A 14,296-nucleotide genomic window follows, 5' to 3' on the forward strand; every position below is an offset into this window, starting at 1 on the left:
CAGGTATGATTTAGCAAATTAAGTGGAAATTACAATAGATTCACGGCAGGTACGTACATAAGGCTGGACTATAATTCAGGCAAAAAAACCCGCCAATATTTATCTGTCTTTTCTGGCACACATTTGATATCAGCGGCAAAAACTCTGGAGAGCGTATTTTCTTTCATTACCTCATCCGGCTTTCCATTCGCAACCAGTGATCCATTAGCAAGCAACCAGATCCGATCAGCTTTATCATAGCTATGATTGAGATCATGACCACTCATGACTACGGTTCCACCGAGTTCACAGAATTTCTTTATCAACAGATCAAGTGCCGCTACCTGAGTGATATCAAGATTATTCGTAGGCTCATCCAAGAGCAATAATTTGCCTTCCAAATTGATTGATGGCCAGACTTGTAAAAAAACTCCGGTTAATCGCACCCTTTGCCATTCACCACCAGATAGATTGCCTACAGGTGTCTCTAGAAACTTTCCCAACTTAAAAAAGGAACAGAGTTCTGACAACACACCGTCACAATTAACAAGATGGGCTGCTAAATGCAGTTGCAAATATTGAAAAACCGGCATTATTGGCACAGAAGAAATTTGCTGGCTAAGCCATGCTCTGTAGCGTGCTAATTGGTAGTGACTATATTGACTAAGGCACTTTTGTTGCAAATCAATTGCACCACTATAGGGTAAAATACCGGCCATACAGGCCAATAGTGTACTTTTTCCTGAACCATTCGGCCCAATGATATGTATCTGTTCACCTTGTCGTACCAACGCTGTCAGCGGCATTAATCGGTTTCGTACTGATACCTGATTGAGAGCCATCAATTGATTAGTCACTTGCACATTATCCACTTTTTTAACTCCAGTCTCTGACCCTCAATAATAACCAAATGAAGACTGGCGCACCCAATGTTGCAGTCACAACGCCAATCGGTACTTCTGCATTATTCAAGCTAAGACGAGATAGCAGATCAGCCAGCAATAATCCATAACCGCCGGATAGAACACAGGCAGGCAGTAGAGTTTTATAATCTGTTAGGCCGCATAAACGCAAAATATGTGGAATAACCAAACCAATAAAGCTAATTGTTCCAGCAAGTGCAACACTTAACCCTACCAACAACCCAACAGCAAAGACAAATAAATTACGCCAATAATAAAGTGAGATACCTAGCTGTTGGGCCTGTGTTTCTCCCAGTGAAAGAAAATTAAGTACTTTTCCTTGTCTGCTCAACCAAATAATCAAAGGAAACAAAGCGACTACCAACCATTGCTGCCGCCAGTCTATTCCACTGAAACTCCCCATCATCCAATACATTAGCTGACGCAAATCCAGGCTAGTACTAAAATAAACCATCCAGGTCATTAACGCACCAGAGACAACACCAAAAGCAACCCCTACCAACAACAAACGGGCATTATTCAGATAACGATTTCTTGAAAAGGTCAGCAATATCATTGTGACGGTCAGCGCACCGAGCACAGCGCCAATACTTAATAACCAGAACGGCGCAATGCCATGAAACATCAACACCAAAAACACCACCACCACGCCAGCACCATTACTGACCCCCAATAGCCCAGGTTCCGCCAACGGATTTTCAAACAGTGCCTGCATTACTGCACCCGCCATAGTCAGGCTCGCACCTACAGCAACGACAGCTAATACACGAGGAAAACGTAACTGCCACACAAACAATTGACCTGTTTCAGAAAACCATTTATTAGGCCAGATCCAATTTTCCCCAGCACAAAGCGAGAGAAAAAAAACGAGTAAAAATAAACACGTGAGAATTGCCAGAAAACGATAATCATGTCTTTTCTGACGAGTCACTAATTCAGTGATGGAATGAGTGGATTGCATGGTAAATCAAGCTCATGAGGGAGGATCATTTAAGAAAAAGGCCGCTATTGATGCGGCCTTTTTGATTATTCTTTAGGTGTGGCTTTCTCAACCCTGCTTTTTAACTTCTGACCAGGACGGAATGTCACTACTCGGCGAGCTGTAATCGGAATGTCCTCACCAGTCTTAGGGTTACGTCCCGGACGTTGGTTTTTATCCCGTAAATCAAAGTTGCCAAATCCAGACAATTTTACCTGCTCACCATTCTCCAAAGAACGACGCACTTCTTCAAAGAATAATTCAACCAGATCTTTAGCATCACGCTTGCTAATTCCCAGTTTCTCAAACAGATTTTCTGACATTTCAGCTTTAGTAAGCGCCATAAGTTCAGTCCCTCAAGGATGCTTGGAATCGCTGTTTCAGCACTGCGACACATTTATTAATCGTCGCAGCAATCTCTTCTTCTTCCAGTGTACGCGCGGTATCCTGCAAGATAAAACTTATAGCAAGGCTCTTATGACCCTCTGCTACACCTTTACCACAATACACGTCAAACAAGTTTATGCCAACTATATGATTTACGCCAACTTTCTTGCATTCAGCCAAAACATCTTCTACAGCAACATTTTCAGGTACCACGATCGCAATATCACGACGGTTTGACGGGAAACGTGAAATCTCTTTCGCATCAGGAACCACGCGGCTTGCCAGCTTGTTCCAGAGTACTTCGAATACCACGGTGCAGCCATTTAAGTCAAGTTTGCGTTCCAATTCTGGGTGAACCACACCAATATATCCGATGTATTCATTTTCCAAATAAATCCCGGCGCTTTGACCTGGGTGCAACGCCGGATTTACATCTGCTCTAAAAGAAATCTTAGATAATTCTCCAGTTAACTCTAGAACAGCTTCCAAATCGCCTTTCATATCGAAGAAATCAACGGACTGTTTTTCCAGTGACCAATGCTCTTCAAAGCGATTTCCTGTAATAACCCCCCCTAGCATCAGCTCCTGACGAATACCCTGATCAGCATTTTCATCAGGAACAAAACGCAAGCCAGTTTCAAACAAGCGCACACGGTTTTGCTGGCGGTTCTGGTTATATACCACCGTTGTTAACAAACCAGTCAACAGAGATAAACGCATTGCTGACATATCCGCTGAAATTGGGTTAGGCAGCATCAACGCTTGTTGCTGTGGATGTAACAGTGCCTGAGTTTTGGGATCAACAAAGCTATAAGTAATCGCTTCTTGATAACCTCTATCAACGAGCATCGTTTTAACACGTTGCAGGGAAAGATCCGTTTCACGATGTTTTTTCATGATAAGATCTGCGCGCATCGGTACATCTGGAATATTGTTGTAACCGTAGATACGGGCAACCTCTTCCACCAGATCTTCTTCAATCTCCACATCAAAACGCCAGCTTGGTGCAACCGCTTGCCAACAATTTTCCTGAATAGTGACTTTGCAACCTAAGTGGGTCAGGATGTCACCAACCTGTTCATCAGGTATATAGTGACCAATCAAACGATCCAGTTTTTCACGACGCAATGTGATTGTCGCAGATTGAGGCAATTGAGATTCATCAGTAACATCAATAATCGGGCCGGCTTCACCACCACAAATATCAATCAACAATTGAGTTGTTCTCTCTATTGCTTTGTGTTGTAACTGAGGATCAACTCCACGTTCATAACGGTGAGAAGCATCAGTGTGTAAACCATAACGACGAGCACGGCCAGCAATCGCTAAAGGAGCAAAAAATGCGCACTCAAGTAAAATATTTTGCGTTTCTTCATTCACACCTGAATGTTCACCGCCAAAAATACCTGCCATTGCAACAGCTTGTTTTTCATCAGAAATGACTAGGGTATCAGTAGAAAGATTGGCTTCCGTACCATCCAGCAGCACCAATTTTTCATCCTGCTTCGCCATGCGCACAGTGATTGAGCCATTCAAGCGCTCCAAATCAAACGCATGCAATGGTTGGCCTAATTCAAGCAATACATAGTTAGTCACATCGACAATCGGGTCGATGGAACGGATACCACCACGACGTAATTTTTCACGCATCCATTGTGGTGTTGCCGCTTTCACATTAATGTTTTTAATTACCCGTCCCAGGTAACGTGGACAAGCTTCTGTTGCTTCAACACGAATAGGGAAAATAGCATCTGTTGTCGGTTTTACTGCCTCAATTTGTGGCTCAGATAGTGGCATTTTATTAGCAACCGCCACATCACGCGCAACCCCTATAATACTTAGGCAGTCAGCGCGATTAGGAGTAACACTAATTTCAATGACCTTATCATCCAGCTTTAGATATTCACGCAGATCAACACCCAAAGGAGCATCAATTGGCAATTCAATAATACCATCGTGATCCTCAGAAATACCCAGTTCAGAAAAAGAACATAGCATCCCTTCAGAAGGCTCACCTCGCAGTTTTGCCGCCTTGATTTTGAAATCACCCGGTAATACAGCACCCACGGTTGCTACTGCAACTTTCAACCCCAAGCGGCAATTTGGTGCACCACAAACAATGTCCAGCAGTCGTTCACCGCCTACATTCACTTTTGTTACCCGTAGCTTATCTGCATTTGGATGCTGAGCACATTGAACAACTTCACCGACAACCACACCATGAAATTGACCGGCAACGGCTTCAACGCCATCAACTTCCAGACCTATCATGGTAATTTGATCAGATAATGTTTCACTGCTAATGGCTGGATTTACCCATTCGCGTAACCAGAGTTCACTGAATTTCATGAGATATTCCCGCCCTTATTTAAACTGTTTGAGAAAACGCAGATCATTTTCGAAGAACGCGCGCAAATCAGTTACACCGTAACGTAACATTGTCAGACGCTCCACTCCCATGCCAAAAGCAAAACCAGAATAAATTTCAGGATCAAGGCCAACATTATGCAATACATTAGGATGAACCATACCGCAACCCAACACTTCCAGCCATTTGCCGTTTTTACCCATTACATCAACTTCCGCCGAAGGTTCTGTAAATGGAAAGTAAGAAGGTCGGAAACGAACTTGCAAATCTTCTTCAAAAAAGTTAGTCAGGAAATCGTGCAACGTTCCTTTCAGGTTGGTAAAACTGATATCACGATCAATAATCAAACCTTCCACCTGATGAAACATGGGCGTGTGTGTCTGATCGTAGTCATTACGATACACGCGCCCCGGAGCAATGACGCGAATTGGTGGCTGTTGACTGTGCATAGTTCTAACCTGAACACCTGAAGTCTGAGTACGCAAAAGACGCTTGGCATCAAACCAGAAAGTATCATGATCAGCTCGTGCAGGATGGTGAGCAGGAATATTCAGCGCATCGAAATTATGATAATCATCTTCAATCTCAGGGCCTGATTCTACAGAAAACCCTAATTCACCAAAGAAAGTCTCAATACGCTCTATTGTGCGGTTAACCGGATGTAGTCCACCATTTTCCATACGGCGACCCGGCAATGATACATCAATCTTTTCCGCTGCTAAACGGAAGTTCAGAAGGTCAGTCTCCAATTTTTCTTTACGGATATTTAGAGCTTCCTGGACTTCTTGCTTAGCCTGATTAATAACCGCCCCTGCTGCTGGGCGCTCTTCGACCGGCAGATCACGCAGCGATGACATTTGGAGAGTTAAATGGCCTTTTTTGCCTAAATATTCAACACGCACCAAATCCAACGCAGCAACATCCTGGGCATCTTCTATGGCTGCTCTTGCGTTTGCAACCAGTTCAGCGAGATGTGGCATCGTTTTCCTCTTCCTTCGGCCTAACGGCCTGCTAGTAATGATCGTTAATGACCTTATATATACCCGTTATCTTTCAAGTTGCCTCTTTGTTGGCTGCACTCGCTCACCCCGGTCACATAGTTACCTATGCTCCCGGGGATTCGCTCCCTTGCCGTCGCGATGCACCTTGAAATCCATAGGGTATACCTATTTCTGTTTTTTACTGTCATAAAAACAAAAAAGCCTCCACAACGGAGGCTCAGGCGCTACTTTTCGTTTCTTTTCTTACGCGCAAAGCCCCCTGAATTCAGGTGCTAAAGTAAAAAAAGATGCGAAAAAAAGCTAAAGACATAATGTTAGTTCTCTCAGAGTAAAACTCTTTTTTGGCAACGACTCTCTCTCGTAAGCTACATCTGACAACAAAGTAAAAGAGGGAGCATGCCCCCCTCTTACTACTCTAACTTATGCCAGAGTGCTCTTCGCTTTTTCAACTAAAGCAGCAAATGCCACTTTGTCAAACACAGCGATGTCAGCCAGGATCTTACGGTCAATTTCAATAGAGGCTTTTTTCAGACCATCGATGAAACGGCTGTAAGACAAACCATTCTGACGTGCAGCAGCGTTGATACGTGCAATCCACAGTTGACGGAACTGACGTTTACGCTGACGACGGTCACGGTAAGCGTACTGCCCTGCTTTAATTACTGCCTGAAAGGCAACACGGTAAACGCGCGAACGGGCACCGTAGTAACCTTTCGCTTGCTTTAAAATTTTCTTGTGACGTGCACGGGCGACAACACCACGTTTTACGCGAGCCATATACTTCTCCTATCGTCTCTGAGTTCTAATCTAAAAATTGCTTATGCGTACGGCAAGCAAGCAACAACCAGGCCCAGATCACCTTTGGAGACCATGCCCTTTGGACGTAAATGACGTTTACGCTTGGTTGATTTCTTAGTCAGAATGTGACGAAGGTTAGCGCGCTTACGCTTAAAACCGCCACTTGCAGTTTTTTTAAAACGTTTAGCGGCACCGCGTACTGTTTTAATCTTTGGCATTTTAATTTCCACTTCGCATTGTGAATTACAACGAATTAATCAGGCGAACAAGCCCCAACCAGATGAACCGACTGGAGCTTATTACTTGATTGCCTAACTATTTCTTCTTAGGAGCGAGCACCATTATCATCTGACGGCCTTCAATCTTCGAAGGGAAGGATTCGACTACCGCCAATTCATCCAGATCGTCGCGAATGCGGTTAAGCATTTCGATACCAATCTGTTGGTGTGCCATTTCACGCCCACGGAAACGCAGGGTGATTTTGGCTTTATCGCCATCTTCCAGAAAACGAACCAGGTTGCGTAGTTTGACCTGATAGTCGCCTTCATCTGTACCAGGACGGAATTTAATTTCCTTAACCTGAATAACTTTTTGTTTTTTCTTCTGCTCTTTGATCGACTTACTCTTCTCATAGAGGAACTTGCCGTAATCCATAATACGGCAAACCGGCGGCTCGGCATTCGGGCTGATTTCAACTAAATCAACACCCGCTTCCTCAGCTTTTTCAAGAGCTTCCCTCAGACTGACAATGCCAATCTGTTCGCCATCTAAACCTGTTAAACGAACTTCAGAAGCGCGAATTTCTCCATTAATGCGATTAGGACGCGCTGTTTGAATTCTTTTTCCGCCTTTAATACCTTATTCCTCCAATTGATGAAGATTACGACTGCGTATTTCTATAAGCAGTTTTTCGATGAACTCGTTAACATCAATGCTACCCAAATCTTTACCACGGCGGGTACGAACGGAAACTTTCCCTGATTCGACCTCTTTTTCACCACAGACAAGCATGTAGGGAACACGACGTAGAGTGTGTTCACGGATTTTAAAGCCAATCTTCTCGTTTCTCAAGTCTGCTTTTGCACGAATGCCAGCATCTTGAAACTTTTTTACTAATTCCTGTACATAATCAGCCTGGCTATCGGTGATATTCATCACCACTACCTGCTGTGGAGCAATCCATGTTGGGAAGAAACCCGCATACTCCTCAGTTAGGATACCGATAAACCGTTCCAGCGAACCCAAAACCGCACGGTGAATCATTACAGGAACCTTACGTTCATTATTTTCACCTACATAGGACGCATTCAAACGACCAGGTAATGAAAAGTCGAGCTGCACAGTACCACATTGCCACGCACGATCCAAACAATCATGCAAAGTAAATTCAATTTTCGGTCCGTAGAAGGCACCTTCACCTGGTTGATATTCAAATTGAACACCATTTTCTTGTAGTGCTGCCGCCAAAGCTTCTTCCGCTTGATTCCATTGTTCTTCAGTACCAATGCGCTTTTCCGGGCGGGTTGACAGCTTAACTATGATCTTTTCAAAACCAAAAGTGCTGTAAACGTCATACACCATCTTAATGCAATTGCTGACTTCCCGGTGAATTTGCTCTTCTGTACAGAAGATATGAGCATCATCCTGGGTAAAACCACGAACCCGCATCAAACCATGTAATGCCCCTGATGGTTCATTACGGTGACAACTACCGAATTCAGCCATACGTAACGGTAAATCACGGTAAGATTTTAAGCCTTGGTTAAAAATCTGAATATGCCCTGGGCAGTTCATCGGCTTAACGCAATATTCACGGTTCTCTGAAGAAGTGGTAAACATGTGTTCACCGTAGTTTTCCCAGTGACCCGTTCTTTCCCACATGACACGGTCCATCATAAACGGACCTTTAACTTCCTGATATTGATATTCTTTCAGTTTGGTCCGGACAAAAGTTTCCAGCTCACGGAAAATAGTCCAACCATCATTATGCCAGAATGCCATACCTGGAGCTTCTTCCTGCATGTGGTATAGATCTAATTGTTTACCAATCTTACGATGGTCACGCTTGGCTGCTTCTTCCAAACGTTGCAGATAAGTATTGAGCTGTTTCTTATCAGCCCACGCGGTACCGTATATTCGTTGCAACATTTTATTGTTGCTATCCCCACGCCAATATGCCCCTGCGACTTTCTGCAATTTAAAATGATGGCAGAAACGCATATTTGGCACATGTGGGCCACGGCACATGTCAATATATTCTTCATGATTATAGAGACCAGGACGATCATCTCGACTGATGTTTTCATCCAAAATTTGTACTTTATAATCCTCACCACGAGCAACGAAGGTATCACGAGCTTCTTGCCAGTTCACTTTTTTCTTGATGACGTCATAGTCTTTTTTGGCAAGTTCCAACATCCGCTTTTCAAGCAGTTCAATATCTTCCTGCGTCAGAGCACGGCCAAGATCAACATCATAGTAAAAACCATTATCAATAATTGGACCGATAGCCATTTTAGTATCTGGCCATAATTGTTTAATTGCATGGCCTAACAGATGAGCGCATGAATGGCGGATAATTTCCAGCCCTGCATCATCTTTACTGGTGATGATGGCAAGATTGGCATCTGAATCGATTAATTCACAAGTATCCACTAGCTCACCATTTACGCGGCCAGCAATACATGCTTTCGCTAAACCCGGACCAATATCACAGGCAACATCCATTACAGAAACGGCACGGTCAAACTGGCGTTGGCTACCGTCAGGAAGAGTAACAACAGGCATTTAAAATCCTTATCTACAGTGGTGACCCACACGAAAGGTCACTTGAAGGAGTTTGATATTCAACTAAAATAACGATTTAAATTATTATCTCGTCAATCCATTAAAGTTTGGTACTAAAATTGGTACACAATGTAAAAAGTGATTACCTTCAATACCGAAACACCGCGAAAATATACCACCAACAACCAGTCAGGTCACGGCGATGTTTAGTATGGGTAAAATCATTTGCATTTATTAGTCGAATCCATCTGATCAAGACATATATAGAAAAAACCCGGCATAAGTTATATATGCTAGATTATCATACGGATACAGGATCGTTTTAGTCTCTTTAAGCCATTACTGAACCTCTTCGTTACAACCCTCTGCCAACACCATATTTAAAGCCTGAACTAAAACGACTTTATCCTCATTATTCTCTAACAGACTAAAATATATTCGACCATCACCCCCTTTGGTATGCCGGTCGAGCCGGAGGTATAAATCACATACGCCAGATGGCGTGGGGTTAATGCCGGTACTTGCGAGTTGCTATCCGCTCTGGCGAACTCGCGACGCAAATTGCCACGGGCGGCTTGTTGTTAACGATAAGCCTTTTTCACCTTCCACAAATAGCGTGGAGCCTGAGGTGCTGGATGATTATCCTGAACATACCGATAAAACTCATCCGGTGTCATGCTGTTTATTTTATTGACGGCTAATTGACGATCTGCATTAAAAGTACGCAAAAGAGCACCCGCACCATTTACGTAGGCAACAATAGTGGCATAGTGGAGAGTCTCAGGGTTATCAATACCTGCCAGATGTTGCTCCTTCAAGATACTGATATAAGCAGTGCCAAGATCAATATTAGTTTTAGGATCTTTCAACTCACGAGTTGTTGGCTGACCAGAACGCCCTTTCTGTCGATACACATCCCGCCCTGCTGTCGATGCTTTAATTTGCATAAGACCAATTGCATTCGATTTACTGACTGCATTAGGACGAAAACCGGATTCAACTTGAATAATCGCTCTGATCAGAGTTTCATCAACGCCGTACCGATTGGATGCCTGTTGAATAAAGGTATCAAAAGGCGTCGGCGGGAAAGAAGAAATTCTAGCTGCGTTGGCAGTATTGCTAAGCATACGTTGCTGACCGGACTGTTTACCAACATTTGTTTGCTGAACATTTCTCTCAGCACAACCGACGACTAACAGCACGACCAGTGCCACAAAGCTCAGTCTTAATTTCACCCTATAATCCTCTGGATCAAATTTTGCTACAGCGCAGCATATACAATTTCGTTTACAATCTAAAAATATTTTTACTTAACTTTTCACTGTATTCGTGTTCATATCATATGGAATGACTATTGCAACAATCGCTGTTTCCAAATTTTATCATCTTGACTTTACTTAAATGATATTGATAATCGTTATCATATACTTATAACAAGTAAGGTTTGAATTTATGAAGAAAAAACTTTCTCTGCTTTTACTTTCTCCTCCTGTTCTGGGAATTATGTTGATTCTCTTATCTGTAATTCTATTTAGTCATCAGGTATCCGCCGCCAAACAATTTAAAGTTGTCACGACCTTTACTATTATCCAAGATATTGCACAAAACGTAGCAGGTGATGCGGCGATTGTTGAATCAATTACTAAACCTGGTGCCGAAATCCATGATTACCAACCCACCCCCAAAGATATTATAAAATCTCAACATGCTGATTTGATCCTTTGGAATGGGCTAAATCTAGAACGCTGGTTTGAACGCTTCTTTGAAAACCTTAAAGATGTACCTGCCGTTGTCATTACTGACGGCATTGAACCACTACCTATCCGTGAAGGGCCTTACAACGGGAACCCTAATCCTCACGCTTGGATGTCACCCACAAATGCTTTAATCTATATTGAGAATATTCGCCAAGCATTTGTGAAATACGATCCTGAAAATACAGAAATTTATAATAAGAATGCCAAAGCCTATGCTGAAAAAATCGCACAACTGGATTCTCCACTGAGAAAACGTCTTTCCCGTATTCCACAGGATCAACGTTGGTTAGTCACCAGTGAAGGGGCTTTTAGCTATTTAGCTAAAGATTACCAATTCAAGGAAGTTTATCTATGGCCAATTAATGCGGAAGAACAAGGTTCACCACAACAAGTTCGTCATGTCATTGATACTGTAAGAGCAAACAAAATCCCAGTTGTATTTAGCGAAAGTACAATTTCAGATAAACCCGCTAAACAAGTCAGTAAAGAAACAGACGCCCGTTATGGTGGCGTTCTTTATGTAGATTCACTCTCCGCCAGTACTGGCCCGGTACCAACTTACATTGATTTACTGAACAAAACTGTAGATACAATCGCAAAAGGATTTAATCAATGAATAGCAATATACTGTTTGAACGTCCTCATTTAGTCGTTGATGACGCCACTGTGACTTATAACAACGGTCACACAGCTATTTATGATGCAAGTTTTTCTATCACCGGTGGAACTATTTGTGCGTTGGTGGGCATTAACGGTAGTGGTAAATCCACATTGTTTAAGACTATCATGGGACTGGTAAGCCCATCTCAGGGAAAAGTAACTCTGAGTGATATGCCAGTCAAAAATGCGTTGAAGAAAAATATTATTGCATATGTCCCTCAAACAGAAGAAGTCGACTGGAACTTTCCAGTATTGGTTTCTGATGTCGTTATGATGGGCCGCTATGGGAAAATGGGATTCCTGAGAATCCCAAGTAAAAGAGATCACCAAGCTGTTGATAAAGCACTTGAACGTGTCGGCTTAACGGCCCTACGCAACCGACAGATTGGCGAACTCTCAGGCGGACAGAAAAAACGGGTTTTTCTTGCAAGGGCTCTAGCTCAGGAAGGTAAAGTTCTATTACTAGATGAACCTTTTACTGGTGTTGATGTAAAAACAGAGAATGCCATCATTGACCTGTTGTGTGATTTACGTGATGAGGGCCATCTGGTTCTGGTTTCTACACATAACCTCGGTAGCGTGCCTGAATTCTGCGATCATGTTATCCTAATCAACCGAACGGTTCTAGCAAGTGGCCCAACAGAAACAACGTTCACCCAAAAAAATTTAGAGATGACTTTTGGTGGAGTACTTCGTCATATTAATCTATCCGGTCCGGAATTACATGATGATGATGATCCACGCTCCTTGACTGTTATTACTGATGATGAACGCGCAGCCGTATTTTATGGTCATGATCATCATGTTCCGCCAAGGCAGGGTCAGCATAAGGAGAAGCGTCAATCATGACAGAGCTTTTGCTGCAACCTTTTCACTACAATTACATGGTAAAAGCCATCTGGGTTAGTGCCATCGTCGGTGCCGTCTGTGCCTTCCTTTCTTCCTACCTGATGTTAAAAGGCTGGTCATTGATGGGAGACGCGCTCTCTCACTCAGTTGTGCCTGGCGTCGCTGGTGCTTACGCGCTAGGTCTTCCTTATGCAGGTGGTGCTTTTTTTACCGGAATGCTGGCAGCTCTGTCTATGACTTTAGTTCGTCATATCACTCGCTTACGTGAAGATGCAGTAATCGGGTTCATTTTTTCCACTTTCTTTGCGGTCGGCTTATTAATCGTTTCCCTCAATCCCACATCGGTTAACGTACAAACCATTATTTTCGGCAATATCCTTGGCATCGCTGATGAAGATGTTCTCCAAGTTGAAATCATTATTGCGATTTCATTTATCGTGCTCATGTTTATCTGGAAAGATTTGCTAATTGTATTTTTTGATGAAACGCATGCTCGCTCTATCGGTTTATCTCCCTTGCGGATGAAAATCATTTTTTTTACTTTGTTGAGTGCTTGTACTGTCGCAGCCTTACAAACTGTCGGCGCTATTCTGGTGATTGCAATGGTTGTCACTCCAGGCGCAACAGCTTACTTATTAACAGATCGTTTTAAGCACCTGCTGATCATTGCCGTTACTATTGGTTCCCTGACCAGTGCATTTGGCGCTTACCTAAGCTTTTTCCTTAACGGCGCTACTGGTGGTGTCATTGTCACGCTGCAAACCGTTATTTTCCTACTCGCATTCTTCTTTGCACCAAAGCATGGGCTATTCGCTTCACGTATACGTGCCAGAAAAGAATCCTCAGCCTTAGCTCAGGAGACAACACAATTATGAATGAGTTGACACAGTTACTCACTGAGCCGTTTATGTTTCCATTTATGCAACGGGCGGTATTTGCTGCTATTGTAACAGGTGCAGTATGTGCAATACTCTCTTGTTATCTGGTTCTTAAAGGCTGGTCGTTAATGGGTGATGCCATCTCTCACGCTGTATTACCAGGCATTGTACTAGCTTTCGCTGCTGGTATACCGCTGGCTATTGGCGCATTCCTTTCCGGTATTTTTTGTGCTTTTGCAACAGGATATCTGAAAGAACATAGCCGGATAAAAGAAGATACTGTCATGGGAATTGTCTTTTCAGGCATGTTTGCCTTTGGTTTAGTTCTTTTTGCCCGAATAGACACTGACCAACATCTCACTCATATTCTGTTCGGAAATATTCTAGGGATCACTAAAGATGAGTTGAATCAAACATTATGGATTACCTGTATCACTATGGCAGTAGTACTGCTAAAGCGCAAAGACTTCATGCTTTACTGCTTCGATCCGAACCAAGCACGCGTAGTGGGATTACCTGTTAAGCTTTTGCATTACGGTTTACTTTGTCTATTGTCAATGACCATTGTCGCTTCCCTGCAAGCCGTGGGAATGATTTTGGTTATCGCAATGTTGATATCACCGGGAATCATCGCTTTCATGTTATGCCGCAGTTTTGACCGAATGTTAATTGTCGCTATCATTGCATCAGTCAGTTCCTGTGTCCTGGGTACTCTGGTCAGTTTCCACATTGATGGTGCAACGGGGCCATGCATTGTTATTGTTCAGGCTATCTTCTTTACACTAGCACTGACTTACAGTCAGATAAAACTTGTAAGAACAAAATCCAAACGTAAAACGTATCAAGCAGCCCTACAAATCTCTAACGAACCCAATCAATAACAAAAAGGGTTATATCTGTTTTGAGATATAACCCTGTTAATCATCTTTT

16 protein-coding genes and 1 other annotated feature are annotated in these 14,296 nt (G+C 43.0%); of the genes, 4 read left to right on the plus strand and 12 right to left on the minus strand.

All coding sequences use genetic code 11. The features are described 5' to 3' along the window. Positions 1-68: 68 nt before the first annotated feature. From btuD to CKY02_RS01720, 12 genes are all read right to left on the minus strand, one after another. On the minus strand, positions 69-821 hold the full coding sequence (gene btuD, locus CKY02_RS01670; RefSeq protein WP_112894018.1) for a vitamin B12 ABC transporter ATP-binding protein BtuD: 753 nt from the start codon (positions 819-821) through the stop codon (positions 69-71). Positions 822-855: 34 nt separating this feature from the next. Beyond that, entirely contained in the window at positions 856-1,863 is a 1,008-nt protein-coding gene (gene btuC / locus CKY02_RS01675; RefSeq protein ID WP_112893977.1) for a vitamin B12 ABC transporter permease BtuC, read from the minus strand. 65 nt (positions 1,864-1,928) lie between these two features. Continuing rightward, positions 1,929-2,225 (minus strand): integration host factor subunit alpha, encoded by a 297-nt coding sequence (gene ihfA / locus CKY02_RS01680; protein ID WP_011146885.1) that lies wholly within the window; start codon positions 2,223-2,225, stop codon positions 1,929-1,931. A 4-nt stretch (positions 2,226-2,229) separates the two neighbouring features. After that, positions 2,230-4,617, minus strand: coding sequence for a phenylalanine--tRNA ligase subunit beta (pheT, locus tag CKY02_RS01685; RefSeq protein WP_112893978.1), 2,388 nt, complete (start codon positions 4,615-4,617; stop codon positions 2,230-2,232). 15 nt (positions 4,618-4,632) lie between these two features. Beyond that, positions 4,633-5,616, minus strand: coding sequence for a phenylalanine--tRNA ligase subunit alpha (pheS, locus tag CKY02_RS01690; protein ID WP_112893979.1), 984 nt, complete (start codon positions 5,614-5,616; stop codon positions 4,633-4,635). A 53-nt stretch (positions 5,617-5,669) separates the two neighbouring features. Further along, a complete protein-coding gene (locus CKY02_RS24220) occupies positions 5,670-5,825 on the minus strand; it encodes a hypothetical protein (protein WP_162120272.1) in 156 nt (51 codons plus the stop codon). A gap of 3 nt (positions 5,826-5,828) precedes the next feature. Further along, positions 5,829-5,953, minus strand: a sequence feature (Phe leader region). 104 nt (positions 5,954-6,057) lie between these two features. Next, positions 6,058-6,414, minus strand: coding sequence for a 50S ribosomal protein L20 (rplT, locus tag CKY02_RS01695; RefSeq protein WP_112893980.1), 357 nt, complete (start codon positions 6,412-6,414; stop codon positions 6,058-6,060). A gap of 41 nt (positions 6,415-6,455) precedes the next feature. Then, positions 6,456-6,653 (minus strand): 50S ribosomal protein L35, encoded by a 198-nt coding sequence (gene rpmI / locus CKY02_RS01700; RefSeq protein ID WP_011146889.1) that lies wholly within the window; start codon positions 6,651-6,653, stop codon positions 6,456-6,458. Positions 6,654-6,750: 97 nt separating this feature from the next. Then, a complete protein-coding gene (gene infC, locus CKY02_RS01705; protein ID WP_112875725.1) occupies positions 6,751-7,290 on the minus strand; it encodes a translation initiation factor IF-3 in 540 nt (179 codons plus the stop codon). A 3-nt stretch (positions 7,291-7,293) separates the two neighbouring features. Beyond that, positions 7,294-9,222 (minus strand): threonine--tRNA ligase, encoded by a 1,929-nt coding sequence (gene thrS, locus CKY02_RS01710; protein WP_112893981.1) that lies wholly within the window; start codon positions 9,220-9,222, stop codon positions 7,294-7,296. A 419-nt stretch (positions 9,223-9,641) separates the two neighbouring features. Next, positions 9,642-9,782, minus strand: coding sequence for an AMP-binding protein (locus CKY02_RS26590; RefSeq protein ID WP_112893982.1), 141 nt, complete (start codon positions 9,780-9,782; stop codon positions 9,642-9,644). Between the two features lie 21 nt (positions 9,783-9,803). After that, the gene (locus CKY02_RS01720; RefSeq protein WP_112893983.1) at positions 9,804-10,457 is read right to left on the minus strand and encodes a transglycosylase SLT domain-containing protein; all 654 of its coding nucleotides are present in this window, start codon (positions 10,455-10,457) and stop codon (positions 9,804-9,806) included. A 217-nt stretch (positions 10,458-10,674) separates the two neighbouring features. On the opposite strand from CKY02_RS01720, the gene CKY02_RS01725 reads away from it, so the two are divergent. Genes CKY02_RS01725 through CKY02_RS01740 form a run of 4 tightly spaced genes read left to right on the plus strand, consistent with a single transcriptional unit; the run spans position 10,675 to position 14,247 of the window. After that, entirely contained in the window at positions 10,675-11,595 is a 921-nt protein-coding gene (locus tag CKY02_RS01725; protein WP_112893984.1) for a metal ABC transporter substrate-binding protein, read from the plus strand. Continuing rightward, a complete protein-coding gene (locus CKY02_RS01730; protein ID WP_112893985.1) occupies positions 11,592-12,488 on the plus strand; it encodes a manganese/iron ABC transporter ATP-binding protein in 897 nt (298 codons plus the stop codon). Before CKY02_RS01725 ends, CKY02_RS01730 begins: the two co-directional genes overlap by 4 nt. Further along, positions 12,485-13,363 carry a metal ABC transporter permease gene (locus CKY02_RS01735; RefSeq protein ID WP_112875720.1) on the plus strand — a complete coding sequence of 293 codons (879 nt, stop codon included), beginning with the start codon at positions 12,485-12,487 and terminating at the stop codon, positions 13,361-13,363. Before CKY02_RS01730 ends, CKY02_RS01735 begins: the two co-directional genes overlap by 4 nt. Then, complete coding sequence (locus tag CKY02_RS01740; RefSeq protein WP_112893986.1) at positions 13,360-14,247, plus strand: metal ABC transporter permease; 888 nt, start codon at positions 13,360-13,362, stop codon at positions 14,245-14,247. Before CKY02_RS01735 ends, CKY02_RS01740 begins: the two co-directional genes overlap by 4 nt. Positions 14,248-14,296: the final 49 nt, after the last annotated feature.

The sequence above is a fragment of the Photorhabdus bodei genome, from assembly GCF_003287735.1.
Lineage (GTDB): Bacteria > Pseudomonadota > Gammaproteobacteria > Enterobacterales > Enterobacteriaceae > Photorhabdus > Photorhabdus kayaii.